Genomic DNA, 13799 nt, shown 5'->3' with positions numbered 1-13799 from the left:
TGAGTAATTCAAATGCGTAGCAGCCTAGTAATAATTGGAGTTTGCATTAGAAGTTTAGTATGACAAAGGCATTCCCAAATGTATCAAGGCGCTTGAAGAGTAGAGTAATCAAGTTGTTTAAAATGGGAATCTTACTCATAACCCGTTTTATAGCAAACTGGAAACGCTATTTCTTAGGCGATATTATTGATGTCCATCCTTCCCCCTCTGTCAACGTGCGTTCTCCTTCCTTGGCTGGCCCGGTTTTGAGTTTGGGTGGAGGAGGCCCCGATGTGGACGATGCTATCCAGTGGATGATTAACGAAGTTAGGGGAGGTAATAACTCTGCTACCAAAGTCAATGTTGTTGTCATCCGCACCTATGGTAATCATGATTACAATCGGCTAATTTCTGCAATGAAAGGCGTAAACTCTGTGGAAACTCTGATTGTTAGCAATCGCCAAGAAGCAAACAAAGCTGAGATTGCGGAAAAAGTCAGAAATGCTGATGTAATTTTCTTTGCTGGCGGCGACCAATGCCAATACGTTCGCAGTTGGAAAGACACGAAGTTGGAAGCTGCTGTTAAGTCAGTTTATCTGAAGGGAGGTGGTGTTGGCGGCACTAGTGCAGGTGCAATGATTCAAGGTGAGTATGTCTACGATGCTTGTGCTTCTTCTGAAAAAGGCATTGAAACTAGAGATGCACTAGAAGATCCTTATCGAGACATTACCTTTACTTACAACTTTTTTAACTGGAATTATTTGAAAGGAACCATCGTAGATACACACTTCGACAGACGAGAAAGAATGGGTCGAATTATGGCTTTTATTGCCCGTCAAATTAAGGATGGTGTATCTAGTAGTGTTTTGGGTATTGCAGTTAGTGAAAGTACGTCGGTTGTTGTGGATAAATATGGTTTGGTGAAAGTTATAGGTAGAGGTGCAGCGTACTTTGTACTAGGCGACCATACACCGGAAGTATGCGAACCGCGATCGCCTTTGACATTTTCCAACTATAAAATTTGGAGAGTTCCCCGTGGCGACACCTTCAACTTGAAAAACAGACCAACTTCTGGATACTATCTCAGGAGTGTTAAAAGGGGACGGATTGATTCAAATCCTTACTGATTGGGGCATGGAGGATGGGGAGATGGGGAGATGGGGAGATGGGGAGGTAGGGGAAAAGGTTAAAGGTTAAAGGGAAAAGGAATAAATTTAATCTTTCCCCTTTTCCCCTTACCCCTTTCCCTTTCCCCATACCCTGTTTGCCCAATGCCCGTTACCAGGGAACTAGGCCATTTTCGTCAAAAAACCCTCCGGTAGAACCATCTTCAGGGAGGGTAGCAAGTTTGACTGCCGCTATGGCTCCCTGTTGGACGGTGCGATGAGCTTGATTTTGATTGATGTCGGTTGCTGTGTAACCAGGATCGGCGGCGTTGACTTTGATTGGGGTATCTTTCAATTCAGCAGCAAATAAAACTGTGAGGGCGTTGAGTGCTGTTTTTGATGAATTATAGGCAATAAGCTTAAAATGAGCGAACTCAAAATTTGGGTCGGAGTTTAAAGTCAGAGAACCTAAGCTACTTGATATATTTACTATTCGCCCTGCTGTTGACTTTTTCAAAAGTGGCAATAGGGCTTTTGTGACTGCAAATACTCCAAAGACGTTTGTCTCATAAGTGTGTCGCAGTGTTTGAATGTCAACTTGACTGGGTGGAAGGCGATCGCCATCACTTAGTATCCCGGCATTGTTTACCAAGATATCGAGTTTTCCGAATTCGTTCTCGATTTGTTCAGCTGTAGAGTCGATTGTTTTTTGGTCTACTACATCCAGTTGAACTGCTTTGGCATTGATATCGTTTAAACGAAGTTTGTTTGCTGCTTCTTCACCCCGTCCGAAGTCTCTGGAACCAACAAGGACGGTAGCACCCCTAGAACCTAATTGACGTGCGATTTCATAGCCAATACCTTTGTTTGCACCTGTAATGAGTGCAATTTTGCCTTTTAAATCTTCTGACATACTATTCTCTGTATTCAACTGGCAAATGCTAATATTTTTGAGCCACTCTAGTGTATATGTAGTATGTTGTTAACACAATATTGTTGACTGTTGACGGTTAACAGTCAACATAAAATCTCATACCCTTTTAGGGGTGGGATGAATTAAGACTGGTAGTTATTCATACTTAAGATAGCAGTGAAGACAATATTGGCAGCCTAAACTACTAATTGACTGAAAAATTCTTGGAGAGAATTAGATATGCAAACCAAACAGCTTGGGAATTCGGAGCTTCAGATTACTCCGATTGGCTTTGGTGCTTGGGCGATCGGTGGAGGTGACTGGACTTTTGGTTGGGGAGCGCAGGACGACGAAGAATCGATCGCAGCCATCAATCGCGCTCTTGACCTCGGTGTGAATTGGATTGACACCGCAGCTATCTATGGTCTGGGACATTCGGAGGAGGTTGTTGCCAAGGCGCTCAAAGGTAGATCCGATCGCCCTTACATTTTTACTAAATGCTCGATGATCTGGGATGAAAAGGGCAAAATTGGTAACAGCCTCAAAGCTGATTCTATACAGCGGGAAGTTGAAGCCAGTCTGCGTCGATTGGATATTGAAACCATCGACCTTTACCAAATCCATTGGCCGAACCCAGATTCAGAAATTGAAGAAGGGTGGACAACTCTTGCCAAGCTAAAAGATGAAGGTAAGGTTCGCTATATCGGGGTTTCAAACTTTAATGTCCAACAGTTGCAACGCGCCCAGAACATTGCGCCAGTCACTTCATTGCAACCGCCTTATTCACTAGTCAAACCTAATGTTGAAAACGAGATTTTGCCTTTCTGCAAAGAAAATAACATCGGTGTAATTGTTTATTCACCGATGCAATCTGGGTTGCTTACAGGAAAAATGACACCTGAGCGGGTTGCCAATTTCCCAAATGATGATTGGCGCAAGAACAGCAGTGAATTCCAAGAACCGCGTCTATCTCGGAATCTGAAGCTGGTGGAAGTGTTGAAAAATATTGGCGAACAACACGGCCGTTCCCCTGGTGAAGTGGCGATCGCTTGGACTTTAAACAATCCGGCGGTGACTGCGGCGATCGTTGGCGGACGCAATCCCCAGCAGGTGGAAGGAATCATCGGTGCTGGCGAACTTAGGCTCAATCAGCAAGAATTAGATGAAATAGAAGCTTTCATCCGCGAGAATCCGTAGAAGGGAATGGGGAGATGGGGGGATGGGGAGATGGGGGAGACAAGGAGACAAGGAGAATAATTCTTAACTCCTAACTCCTAACTCCCAACTCTTAACTCCTAACTCCTAACTCCCCAAACTCACAAAAGCGGAATTACGCAAACTTTGAATGGTGGCGATCGCGTGTTTGGCTACAATATCAATTTCTTGTTGTGTGTTAAACCTGCCAATACCAAATCGTATCGATGCGTAAGCTAGCTTTTGGGAATGTCCCAGGGCTGTGAGAACATGGGAGGGTGCGGTGTTTGTTGAGGAGCAAGCGGAACCAGAAGATACTGCCACTACTGGCTGCAATCCTAACAACAATGCGGCTCCATCTACTCCCTCGACGCTGATGTTCAAATTTCCGGCTAATCGCGCTTGGGGATGTCCGTTGAGATGAATTCCTGAAAGTTGCGAAAGTTGTTCCCACAGTTTTTGCCGAAGTTCGGTGAGGCGTTGTGTTTCTGTGGCTTGTTGTGCCAAAGCAATTTCTACGGCTTTGCCGAAGCCGACAATTTGCGGTGTATACAATGTGCCAGAACGCATTCCCCGCTCATGTCCACCTCCGTGCTGCTGTGGAGCTAGTTGTACTCTGGGGTTACGTCTGCGGACATATAGCGCTCCGATGCCCTTGGGGCCGTATACTTTATGTGCGGTGAGCGATATTAAGTCAATTTTCATTGCTTGCACGTCCAAGGGAATTTTACCAATAGCTTGGGCGGCGTCGCTGTGAAAAATAATTTGGTGAGTATGGCACATTTCCCCAATTTCTGCCAATGGTTGCAATACACCAATTTCGTTATTTGCAGCCATCACCGATACCAAAATCGTCTCTGGACGGAAGGCTTTTTCTAATTCATTTAAATCAATTAATCCATTTTTTTTAACTGGTAATATAGTGATTTCAAAACCCAGAGTTTTAAGATAATTACAAGGGTCAAGAACTGCACTATGTTCAGTAGCAACTGTAATAATATGCTGACCTTTTTGAAAATAAGCTTCGGCAACACCTTTAATTGCTAAATTATTCGCTTCTGTTGCACCACTAGTAAAAACAATTTCTTCGGGAGTAGCGTTAATTGCTGCTGCTAATATTTCTCGTGTTTGTTTAACAGCGGCTTCCGCTTCCCAACCATAAACATGACTAATACTGGCTGGGTTACCAAACTTTTCTGTAAAGTAAGGAAGCATAGCTGCCAATACCCGTTCATCTACAGGTGTAGTAGCGTGGCAATCAAGGTAGATAGGGCGAATAGACATAAATTAACTCAAAATTTGACTCAAATTTTTTAATATACTTAGAACTTGATAAAGTTCACTTTTTCGTTTCAAAAGTGTAAATTGGTCAGATATAGCATACCTTGGCTGATTTTGTTTAGTCAGTTTCAAAAAAATAAAATCACTACCATTTGTCACTAATCCAAAACTAGGTTTATCTTGACTTGGATTAGCCAGCATATAAGCAAGTGCTTGAGGTACAGCTTCTAAAAGAGAAAAACTAGACCTTTTAGATTCAATCACTAACACCCAAAATTGTTCTTGAATAACTAAAACATCAATTCGCCCTCTAATAATTTCTTCTTCATCTTCGGCAGAAATTTCTATTGATTGTTCGCCTCTTATATAAAAAGGCTCGTCATAAAATCCAGCTAAATTGAGTAAAGGCGATAAAACGACTAATTTAACCGTTTCTTCTGACAAAGGAGGATACTTGACTAAACGGAGAAAATGAAGTTTTACTTTGTCTAGTTCTTGTTTTTCTGAATCTGTCATTTCTGGTAAATTTTCAAACCATTCTGTGAAGAATGCGTCATCTTCAGCTAGCTGTAGACTAAATTTTTCCTCTAAATAGGCAAGCCCGACATTTTGTGCTTGGATAAATTGAACCATAATTTCATTAAAAGATGCAGTATAAATATTATGACCTTATTATCTTTTGAACTAAGATGAAAACAAGAAAAATAATTACATTAAAATTTGGCCTATTTTTTTTAAGATACTTAAAACTTTGTATAATTCGTTTTCACGTCTATATAAAGTAAACCTCTCAGATAATGCATACATTGGTTTATCTTCTTGAATCAATTTTATAAATTGAAAATCCTCTCCATTAAGTACTAATGAATATACAGGATAATTAGACTGAGGATTCGCCAACATATAAATTAATGCTTGAGTAATTGCTTTTGCCAAAGAAAAATTAGATCTTTTAGATTCAATTATCAGTAACCATAACTTATCCTGTAGAACAAGAACATCAATTCTACCTTTAATAATTTCTTTAGTTTCTTCAGTGCTTTCTCTCTCATCAATAATAATTTCTTCGCTAATTTCTATACTTTCTTCTGTTGCAATATAAAAAGGAGGAAGATAAAAACCAGCTAAATCAAGCAGGGGAGACAATACTACTAATTTTACTGCATCTTCCAAAAGAGGAGCGTTTTCTAAAAAATTGAGGTAGTTAGTTTGAACTCGGTCTAAGTATTGCTTTTCTAATTCGGAAATTTCAGGTAAATTATTAAGCCACTCTGTAAAAAATTGCTCGTCTTCAGACTGTTGTAAAGCAAATTTTTTCTTTAAGTATGCGAGAGTGGCATTTTGAGCTTGGATAACTTGAACCATAATTAATTCAACTGCATATACTACTATCTAAACAAAACCTAGTTCTGTTTGGCATAATCCTAATAATTCCTGTGTTGAGTAGACTCTTTGACTTGAATCATAGATAACACAAGACCATTTTTTGGCAAACTTACACGCAAACTCAAATGCTAGTTGTTCACTTCCTGGAGTTTTGCTGACATCAAGTAGAATATGAGTCTCCGGCTTAGCTCTAAGCTTCTGGGTTATCAGTTCAATTTCATCAGTACTAAAGTTTTTTAATTCGGTGTTATCTAAAACAATCCAAACATGGCTATTTACTCTAGAAATCCGCCCATCATATATTTTATCTGGATGTAGTAATACGTCGGAATATTCCAAAAAAGCCAAAAATTCTGCTGGCTCAATCTTAGCACTAGAAATTAGAGAAATAGATTCTGGCATCGTTTATGCTCCTAGTTGGAATAATAATTCTAATAATTCATCTTTAGCGCGAACTACATAACTTCCGGTAGCGATGATATCTTGAGCCGGAGTTATTTTATAATTAGGCGCGTAGAGGATAACAGGCTTTTTCAAAGGATTTAAGTCTGGATTCGATATTAATTTTTGAATTTGCTTTAACTTACGAGCAGTTTGAGTTGTTACTTCGATGATAGCGTTACTGGTTTCTACATCGATTTCACCAATTTCGCCATTGAGACCAACTACTTTATTGAAACTAACTAAATTAAACTCTGCTTGGATGATAGCATTAGCTACTTGGCCTTCCAGAACTTTTTGAGGATTAGCTGAGTTCAGGGCATCAGTAATAGCTTGCTCAAATAGGCTACTCACATCTTGCTTTGTTACTAAAAATACAATATGTTTGCATCAGTTCCATTTATGTGCCTACTAATTCTCGTAATTTAGTTAAAACCGCTTGAGCGTGACCTTTGGTTTTCACATTTGGCCAAGTATAGGCAATAATTCTATCAGGTGAAATCAAAAAAGTTGAGCGAGCCACACCCATATATTCTTTACCCATAAACTTCTTTAAGCGCCAACCACCATAAGCTTCTATCAAAATATGTTCGGGGTCGCTTAGGAGGGTAATGGACAAGTTATGTTTGCTGATAAATTTACAATGGGATTTACCAGAATCTGGACTTACACCTAAAATTTTGGCTTCGAGTGCGCTGAAGTCTTCATATAATTCGCTAAAATCTTTGGCTTCGGTGGTACAGCCTGGGGTGTCATCTTTGGGGTAGAAATAAAGCACAACCCATTTACTGCTGAAGTCAGAGAGACTTGTGAGATTACCATTTTGGTCGAGTGTGGAAAAATCTGGTGCTGGTTGTCCGATTTGGGGAATGTTGCTCATGATTGTACTGTGAGAATTCGCTTTAGAATTGTACATAGGTTAGGCGATCGCTTTTCATTAATCAACAATGAATTCAGATGTAGAGACGTTGCTATTTAACGTCTCTTGTGTTAATCCGCCATAATAATGATTTAGCCTACTGGTATTTTTAATTTGTTCATTCCCACCCTTGAGAATTCAAATGTCTAAAGATATGCGACGCGAATTTGCCAACCGCGATGAGTTGGTAGCTTACCTGTCCGAACAATTCCCAAGTGCAACAAAACGGGATGACCACATCAGCGAAACTGTGGGAGGACGCAAAACAGCACAAAAAGCACTGCAAAAAATCGACGCAGTACGCTACGCACAAACACGTAATTTTTTCACAGGTGCAGTCACCCGACTTTCGCCTTACATCCGCTATGGCGTTTTGAGTTTGCGAGAAATTCGAGATTTTGTCCTCGACCGGGTACAGCACCAAAATGATGCTACTAAGTTAATCAACGAGTTGGGCTGGCGCGATTATTGGCAACGGTTGTATATAAAGTTAGGGGATGGAATTTGGAAAGACCAGGAAGAATATAAAACTGGTTACACCGTGGCTGAATATGCGCCGGAATTACCGCCAGATATCAAACAAGCAACTACAGGTAGAGTTTGTATTGACAGCTTCAGCCGTGATTTACGAGAAACTGGCTATTTACATAATCATGCACGGATGTGGATAGCCGCTTACATTGTCCATTGGCGACGCATTCGTTGGCAAGCAGGAGCTAAATGGTTTCTCCAACATCTTTTAGATGGCGATCCTGCTAGTAATAATATGTCTTGGCAGTGGGTTGCTAGCACCTTTAGTCATAAACCGTATTTTTTTAATCGGGAAAATTTAGAACGTTATACCAAAGGCATTTATTGTCAGAAATGTCCGCTTTATGGTCATTGTGATTTTGAAGGTAGTTATGAAGAATTAGAACAGCGACTTTTTCCCAAAGGAAAATTTAGCAAACAACCTAATAGCAAAAGTTGGCGGTAGATTTAGCTACGGGACTTCCGAGTAAAAAAAATATTTCAGGGAAGAGTGTTAACTGTTGACGGTTCACGGTTGACTGTCAACACGACCCCAAGCGCAATAATTTATTTTCTGGAGTTGCCTAACGAGGTCGATTCTCTCGCCCGTGATAGACGCGTAGAATAACAATATCATCCTCAAGAATAACGTAGTGAATTATAAAGCCGTACTTACCAAAAGAAACCAAAAGTTTTCGTAAGCCTGCTATTTCATCTACGATCGCACCTCGACGAGGATTCTGCTCTAGACTTTCGCCTGAAGAAACAATTGCTTGTACTGCGCGTGCTGCTGCATCCGGATTATTCAGTTTTACAAAATCGTAATGACGATTTAAGTCCTCAATTGCAATTTCTGTCCAAACTATCTGGGACATGGACGTTCTCGATCTGTTCCTAAACTGTCTGCCCATTCGCGTACACGGTCGTGGGCTACTCCTGAGCCTGTGCGACGGTATGCTTCGAGAGCAGATTGGCTTTGCTGAACCATTTGAGCTTCAGTAAGAGGTTGAAAATTTAATGCTGCGTCTATCTCACCGGACTCAAATGATTTTTCTGTAGTTTGAGTAAGTTGATTTGTTAGTAACCTCTCAAAATCTTCTAAAGAAGTGGATGAACCAGTGAGCCATGTTAACACGAGAGTTTTCACCTCTTCTCCAGGTAAAGTTTTAAGCTGCTCTAAAATTTGCTGCCTAATATTACTTGCAGTCATAAGCTTTTAATTTTTGTAGTAGCTTTTTTATAAATACAATATGCATATCTAATTTTAACCTGGACTAGATGTTGGAATTAGCCGATTTTAAGGTTTTAATCAGTCCAGCGATGTGTGGGACGGGCGTAGCTGCATTGGTGTCAACTTAACGTAAAACCCTTGTAATGACGTTAGAGCAAACTTACTCAATTACTAACTAATTCGGAGTCAACCCACCCCGGCTTTGCTAACGCAAAACCTCCCCTGGGATTGAGGGGTGGGGTAAAACGTCTGTGTGACATGCGTTTAAGCTCAAGTTGACACCAATGGCGTAGCTGCAACACCAACGACGATGGAGATGCAAAAGTGCGATCGCAAATAGACTAAGAAACTAACATTTGCCCAATTGCGCCAAATTATTTCACTATTGGTGGGGTCTTTCTTATTATAATTTTATGTATAAATTTATACTTATTAATTACTTTGATAAAAAATAATCAGTATTTATCGGTAATTTTTTCAAGAATTTTATCTAAACTTGATATTTTCAAGAAATTCAATCAGCAAAAGCTCTAATTGCTTTCTCTAAAGCAGGTTTTACTTTCTCAAAACAAGCTTTTACTTTCTCATTTTAGTGTTTTCCGCAAGCAAAAGCGGGTTTTACTTTTTCAAAACCCAGTTTGCTTTCTCATTTTGGTGTTTTCCGCAAGCAAAAGTAAGTTTTACTTTCTCAAACCCCAGTTTGCTTTCTCATTTTGGTGTTTTCCGCAAGCAAAAGCAGGTTTTACTTTCTCATTTTGGTGTTTTCCGCAAGCAAAAGTAGGTTTTGCTTTCTCATTGTGGTGTTTTTTGCAACTCAAATAAACTTTGACTTTTTCAAAAGAAGCTTTTGCTTTATCATTCATGATATGAGGGGCTTCCAAGTAAAAAAATATTCCACGAAAGAGTGTTAACTGTCAACAGTCAACACTCAACGCAACCCGAATAATTGATTTTTTGGAATTCCCTAAACACTTATTGCTGTGGAACCCAAGTACCATGAAATCCATAGGGTACGCGCTGGGGAATGATCGCCCGCGCTACAGGTTCAGCAGTTATATCTTGGGCGTTCAGCACTAGGAATTCTGAAGTATTTGAATTTTCATCGTGGAGGAAAGTCACCAGCCAGCCATCATCCTCAGCGCTTGCACCTGGGCGGGGTGCAAACACGGCTTCACCGCCGTAGCGTCCTTTTCCGTATTGGTGAATTTGGGACTTGCCGCTGCTGAGGTCGTATTTGATGATACCTTCAAATAAAGGTAAAGGACTGTTAGCCATTTTGTTAGTGTAGCCATACCGGGTTTGTCGCCCCAACAGGTTTTCGTTGACGCGGGGAAATTCTGAGGCTACGTCATCTAACATTTCTTCGCGCACTGTGCCGGTGCTGAGGTTAAATCGCCAGCGATACAGGCGAGGAATGTTTGCTTCTGGGTCTTGTTGGGAATCATCAGTAATCAAGACTGTGGTGGAACTCATACGGCAAGCAATCAGCACTACTTCGTCTTTGTCTTCGTAGGCGTTGAGGGTATGGAAGACGTAGCAAGCAGGACTTTCAAACCAGCGGATATTACTGTTGTCACCGTGACGTGGTATGATGCCAAAACGACTGGGGCGATCGCTCTCAAACATAAATGCTGGTTCTCCACGTTGCGATCGCTCTGGGTTGAAAGTCATGGGCAAATCCATGAAAATCGTGTAATTTTCTGTAATGGCGAAGTCGTGCATCATCACCCCTATGGGCAGATCGATTGGCACTGTCCATAGCAGTTCCCCTGCTGCGGAAACTACACTATATTGCAGGTATGGTGCTGGAAACAGAGAGTAGCCAAAGAAGATCATTTCGCCCGTCACTGGGTCTACTTTCGGATGGGCAGTAAAGCGGGAAATTAGTTTGCCGTCATAAGTGTATTCGCCAATGGTTTCTAATTCGGGAAGCTTGATGGCGTGAGGACTACCCCCTTCATTCAGTGCCAACATTTGTCCGGCGTGCCACACTAAGGCGGTGTTAGCTGTATTTTTACGGGGGCCATAGGGATTATCCATTTGTGGTGGTTCTAATAACCCAGTCCAGATAGCCTTACCCGCTTCTTTTTCTATTTTCCATCCTCTTGTTTGGATGTAGCGATTAGTATAAGTTGCTATGCCGTTGCTAATTTGTAGGCCATGTAACATGCCATCTCCATCAAACCAGTGATATTGACCGATTGGCGACCATTGCGGGTTAGGGCCATTGCGGACAAACATCCCGGATAATTCAGGGGGTAGTTCGCCAATAACTGACAATTTGTCAGCGATGATTTCTTCGCGGATTGGGGCAAAATTGCCATCGAGATAGGGATTAACTGCTATTGTTGTCATTCTTTTGATTGATGAGAGTTAGAAAATTTGATATTGTGAATGATGTGGATCTTGCTGACTAATGACTTTGATTGCTGTCTTCAGCCAATCAATATAAGTCTGTTCTCTACGAATCACCAACTCCAGCACCAGCCTTTGCATTACTTCTTCACGGCTAGCAGACTCATCACCCAGTACTGGTAAATCGATATTTTCACATTTGGCAAGCTTTTCATTGCGAGCAGCTAATTGCTGCTCTAATAGATGAATAATCATTTCATTAGGCAATAAATCCGCAAAGTGTAACTGAACCAGCAATGGTTCGCGTAAAATCGCTAAGGGTTGGTGAGTGCCAAGCCATCTGACTAATTCAGCTTTCCCTGATTCGGTGATGGTGTAGACTTTGCGATTAGGGCGATCGTGTTGAATCTCAATGGTACAGGTAATACAGCCTTGTTCAACTAGCTTTTCCAGGGTTCTGTAAATTTGTGCTTGGTCTGCTGGCCACAAATGACCGATGCATTGGTCGAAGCAGCTTGTTTTCAGGTCATAGCCCGTCATTGCTTGCTGCTGAAGAAGACCCAGAATTGTATGTGCTAGGGACATGAAAACGATTTTTCCATAATTACTGTTGACTCGATAGTTCTGTCTATATACTTGCTATATTTTTATGCTAATATATGATTAATCAAATATGAGAAATGACCGCTATAAAAAGATGTGTTAACTATAGTGCGTCCTAGTAAAAAAATCGACAAAGCAGTTGCAGCCTAATTTAGGGCATAAACTAATGCTAAAACCCTAACATCAACAGATTTTCCAATCTATTGCTTGTTACCTGCTATGGATGAACTTTAGTTGACATAGCGCAAGCCTTGGTGGTCAGGACATCAACAGACGATCGAACTTAGACACAAACCAAAAAATCAGAATGGCAAAAGCCGCCACTCTCAACTTTTCCAAACAAGGACTTTTTACCCAGTCACCAGTCCCTTGCTATAAATACCAAAGCAGAAATTATTCAAGCTATTAAAGACTGTCGTTACGAGAGGATGTTACATTGACTTCCAACACACTTCTACAAAGAATCCGTCAACATCAATACCTGCGCGATTTGCGAAACAAGTTATTGTACCTTCACAAAATGTTGCTGGAGACAGAACGCATCGCCTACGAACAGGTTAGTGGACGGGTATCAAATACACAACTTCTGCAACTAGTCATCGGTCACGAACAATTTGCTTGGTTACATCGAATTTCTGAGATTGTTGTGCAAATTGATGAAATGCTGACAGCAGATGAACCAATACCCCTGGATTATTTGCAAAATTTGACTGCTGATATCCGCAATTTAATTGTGCCTTTAGAGACAGGCAATACTTTTGAAAGAAAGTATTATAACGCCCTCCAGCGCGAACCTGCTGCTGTGCTAGCACATGCGGAGATTTCAAAGCTTCTCATGTCTAATGTTGAGTAGTAAGCTGTTGACGGTTGACGGTAAATAGGAAGGGTGTGGGGTGTCGTTGAAATTAGTTTTCTTGACATATTAACCCCTACACCCTTTTTTACATAGGTTTTTTATGAAAAATTGCTGAATTCTGTATTATGTATTCTTCATAAACAGCCAATTACCATGCCAGCAAGTAAGATAAAACCAATCCACACGTTTTGTCGGAACATCTCACCATAAGCAGAGTTAGGTAAGTTTTGGTCTCTTAATCGAAGACATTGCCAAATCCAGCCGATGGTGGCTAGGGCGAGAGTAATCCAGAAAGGTAGGTGGAGGTTGATGACTAAGCCTAACCAAGCTAATAACAAGATTGTGCCCGCAAAGAAAACTCCAATAGCCAAAGGGGCATAATCGCCAAAAAATAGAGCGCTAGAATTAACACCAATGCGGCGATCGTCTTCTCTATCGCTCATGGCATAAACTGTATCAAATCCCAATGTCCACAATACAGTTGCGCCCCAAAGTAACCAAGTTGGCTGGGAGATATTGTGGGTTACCGCACTCCAGCTAATTAACACCGCAAAACCCCAGGCGATGGAAAGTATTAGTTGAGGTACGGGAAACACTCGCTTTGCCCCTGGATAAAGTAGAATTACTGGCACTGCTGCTACAGATAGCCAAAAACTCAAGGGGTTAAGATAAAAAGCTAGAACTCCTGCACAAGCCATCGCCACAATAGCAACAACAATCCCAACTTTCACTGATAATGCACGGGAAGCTAGGGGGCGATCGCGTGTTCTTTCCACTTCTGGATCGATATCTCTATCCCACAAATCATTGACAACACACCCAGCCGCACTTGTGGCTAGAGTACCCAATACAATTACCCCAACCAAAGGTAAAGGCGGTTTCCCCGCAGCTGCCAAAAATACAGCCCACAGGGCAGGAATCATCAGTATTAATCGTCCTTCAGGTTTATGCCAGCGCAAAAGGCGGATAATTACAAGCCAAACAGGGTTTTCGTTGCTTTGTGGTGTCGTTAACATAACTATTGG

17 protein-coding genes are annotated in these 13799 nt (G+C 41.2%); 4 read left to right on the top strand and 13 right to left on the bottom strand.

Features of this window, described 5'->3' with window-relative positions; all coding sequences use genetic code 11:
• The first annotated feature begins 59 nt into the window (after window positions 1-59).
• A complete protein-coding gene (locus VF06_RS21610) occupies window positions 60-1106 on the top strand; it encodes a cyanophycinase (protein WP_099069580.1) in 1047 nt (348 codons plus the stop codon).
• Between the two features lie 151 nt (window positions 1107-1257).
• On the opposite strand, the gene VF06_RS21605 is transcribed toward VF06_RS21610, so the two are convergent.
• The gene (locus VF06_RS21605; protein ID WP_099069579.1) at window positions 1258-1998 is read right to left on the bottom strand and encodes an SDR family oxidoreductase; all 741 of its coding nucleotides are present in this window, start codon (window positions 1996-1998) and stop codon (window positions 1258-1260) included.
• A gap of 240 nt (window positions 1999-2238) precedes the next feature.
• On the opposite strand from VF06_RS21605, the gene VF06_RS21600 reads away from it, so the two are divergent.
• Window positions 2239-3195 (top strand): aldo/keto reductase, encoded by a 957-nt coding sequence (locus tag VF06_RS21600; protein WP_099069578.1) that lies wholly within the window; start codon window positions 2239-2241, stop codon window positions 3193-3195.
• Window positions 3196-3300: 105 nt separating this feature from the next.
• Here VF06_RS21600 and VF06_RS21595 read toward each other — a convergent pair whose 3' ends face one another.
• From VF06_RS21595 to bcp, 6 genes are all read right to left on the bottom strand, one after another.
• Window positions 3301-4476 (bottom strand): cysteine desulfurase family protein, encoded by a 1176-nt coding sequence (locus VF06_RS21595; RefSeq protein WP_099069577.1) that lies wholly within the window; start codon window positions 4474-4476, stop codon window positions 3301-3303.
• 3 nt (window positions 4477-4479) lie between these two features.
• Window positions 4480-5106 (bottom strand): type I restriction endonuclease, encoded by a 627-nt coding sequence (locus VF06_RS21590; protein ID WP_099069576.1) that lies wholly within the window; start codon window positions 5104-5106, stop codon window positions 4480-4482.
• A gap of 75 nt (window positions 5107-5181) precedes the next feature.
• Window positions 5182-5838: a type I restriction endonuclease gene (locus VF06_RS21585; RefSeq protein WP_099069575.1), complete on the bottom strand. Its 657-nt coding sequence runs from the start codon at window positions 5836-5838 to the stop codon at window positions 5182-5184.
• A gap of 27 nt (window positions 5839-5865) precedes the next feature.
• Window positions 5866-6261, bottom strand: coding sequence for a hypothetical protein (locus tag VF06_RS21580; RefSeq protein WP_099069574.1), 396 nt, complete (start codon window positions 6259-6261; stop codon window positions 5866-5868).
• Between the two features lie 3 nt (window positions 6262-6264).
• Window positions 6265-6654, bottom strand: coding sequence for a hypothetical protein (locus VF06_RS21575; protein ID WP_099069573.1), 390 nt, complete (start codon window positions 6652-6654; stop codon window positions 6265-6267).
• 46 nt (window positions 6655-6700) lie between these two features.
• Entirely contained in the window at window positions 6701-7180 is a 480-nt protein-coding gene (bcp, locus tag VF06_RS21570) for a thioredoxin-dependent thiol peroxidase (protein ID WP_099069600.1), read from the bottom strand.
• Between the two features lie 181 nt (window positions 7181-7361).
• Here bcp and VF06_RS21565 point away from each other — a divergent pair, with 181 nt between their 5' ends.
• Window positions 7362-8195, top strand: coding sequence for an FAD-binding domain-containing protein (locus tag VF06_RS21565; RefSeq protein WP_099069572.1), 834 nt, complete (start codon window positions 7362-7364; stop codon window positions 8193-8195).
• 118 nt (window positions 8196-8313) lie between these two features.
• Here the strand turns inward: VF06_RS21565 and VF06_RS21560 are convergent, their stop codons facing one another.
• The 5 genes from VF06_RS21560 to VF06_RS21540 form a co-directional block, all read right to left on the bottom strand.
• Window positions 8314-8604 (bottom strand): type II toxin-antitoxin system RelE/ParE family toxin, encoded by a 291-nt coding sequence (locus VF06_RS21560; RefSeq protein WP_099069571.1) that lies wholly within the window; start codon window positions 8602-8604, stop codon window positions 8314-8316.
• Window positions 8592-8939: a hypothetical protein gene (locus VF06_RS21555; protein WP_099069570.1), complete on the bottom strand. Its 348-nt coding sequence runs from the start codon at window positions 8937-8939 to the stop codon at window positions 8592-8594. Before VF06_RS21555 ends, VF06_RS21560 begins: the two co-directional genes overlap by 13 nt.
• Before the next feature lie 701 nt (window positions 8940-9640).
• Complete coding sequence (locus VF06_RS21550; RefSeq protein ID WP_099069569.1) at window positions 9641-9823, bottom strand: hypothetical protein; 183 nt, start codon at window positions 9821-9823, stop codon at window positions 9641-9643.
• A 109-nt stretch (window positions 9824-9932) separates the two neighbouring features.
• A complete protein-coding gene (locus VF06_RS21545; RefSeq protein WP_099069568.1) occupies window positions 9933-11315 on the bottom strand; it encodes a carotenoid oxygenase family protein in 1383 nt (460 codons plus the stop codon).
• Between the two features lie 18 nt (window positions 11316-11333).
• Complete coding sequence (locus VF06_RS21540) at window positions 11334-11900, bottom strand: PadR family transcriptional regulator (protein WP_099069567.1); 567 nt, start codon at window positions 11898-11900, stop codon at window positions 11334-11336.
• A 454-nt stretch (window positions 11901-12354) separates the two neighbouring features.
• On the opposite strand from VF06_RS21540, the gene VF06_RS21535 reads away from it, so the two are divergent.
• Complete coding sequence (locus VF06_RS21535; protein WP_180267545.1) at window positions 12355-12771, top strand: hypothetical protein; 417 nt, start codon at window positions 12355-12357, stop codon at window positions 12769-12771.
• 137 nt (window positions 12772-12908) lie between these two features.
• Here the strand turns inward: VF06_RS21535 and VF06_RS21530 are convergent, their stop codons facing one another.
• Window positions 12909-13790, bottom strand: a complete 882-nt coding sequence (locus VF06_RS21530) for a 4-hydroxybenzoate solanesyltransferase (protein ID WP_099069599.1) — start codon at window positions 13788-13790, stop codon at window positions 12909-12911.
• Window positions 13791-13799 lie beyond the last annotated feature (9 nt).

The organism is Nostoc linckia z4 (assembly GCF_002608075.1).
Classification (GTDB): Bacteria; Cyanobacteriota; Cyanobacteriia; order Cyanobacteriales; family Nostocaceae; genus Nostoc; species Nostoc linckia.
The sequence above is the reverse complement of the archived record's forward strand: the minus strand, read 5'-3'. Positions and strand labels throughout refer to the sequence as shown.

Bases quoted from the DNA above. Each gene is read 5' to 3' on its own strand.
- VF06_RS21585 (WP_099069575.1), bottom strand. From the start codon at position 5,838: ATGGTTCAAGTTATCCAAGCTCAAAATGCCACTCTCGCATACTTAAAG.
- VF06_RS21560 (WP_099069571.1), bottom strand. From the start codon at position 8,604: ATGTCCCAGATAGTTTGGACAGAAATTGCAATTGAGGACTTAAATCGT.
- VF06_RS21530 (WP_099069599.1), bottom strand. From the start codon at position 13,790: ATGTTAACGACACCACAAAGCAACGAAAACCCTGTTTGGCTTGTAATT.
- VF06_RS21545 (WP_099069568.1), bottom strand. From the start codon at position 11,315: ATGACAACAATAGCAGTTAATCCCTATCTCGATGGCAATTTTGCCCCA.
- bcp (WP_099069600.1), bottom strand. From the start codon at position 7,180: ATGAGCAACATTCCCCAAATCGGACAACCAGCACCAGATTTTTCCACA.
- VF06_RS21595 (WP_099069577.1), bottom strand. From the start codon at position 4,476: ATGTCTATTCGCCCTATCTACCTTGATTGCCACGCTACTACACCTGTA.
- VF06_RS21605 (WP_099069579.1), bottom strand. From the start codon at position 1,998: ATGTCAGAAGATTTAAAAGGCAAAATTGCACTCATTACAGGTGCAAAC.
- VF06_RS21540 (WP_099069567.1), bottom strand. From the start codon at position 11,900: ATGTCCCTAGCACATACAATTCTGGGTCTTCTTCAGCAGCAAGCAATG.
- VF06_RS21610 (WP_099069580.1), top strand. From the start codon at position 60: ATGACAAAGGCATTCCCAAATGTATCAAGGCGCTTGAAGAGTAGAGTA.
- VF06_RS21565 (WP_099069572.1), top strand. From the start codon at position 7,362: ATGTCTAAAGATATGCGACGCGAATTTGCCAACCGCGATGAGTTGGTA.
- VF06_RS21550 (WP_099069569.1), bottom strand. From the start codon at position 9,823: ATGAATGATAAAGCAAAAGCTTCTTTTGAAAAAGTCAAAGTTTATTTG.
- VF06_RS21590 (WP_099069576.1), bottom strand. From the start codon at position 5,106: ATGGTTCAATTTATCCAAGCACAAAATGTCGGGCTTGCCTATTTAGAG.
- VF06_RS21580 (WP_099069574.1), bottom strand. From the start codon at position 6,261: ATGCCAGAATCTATTTCTCTAATTTCTAGTGCTAAGATTGAGCCAGCA.
- VF06_RS21600 (WP_099069578.1), top strand. From the start codon at position 2,239: ATGCAAACCAAACAGCTTGGGAATTCGGAGCTTCAGATTACTCCGATT.
- VF06_RS21555 (WP_099069570.1), bottom strand. From the start codon at position 8,939: ATGACTGCAAGTAATATTAGGCAGCAAATTTTAGAGCAGCTTAAAACT.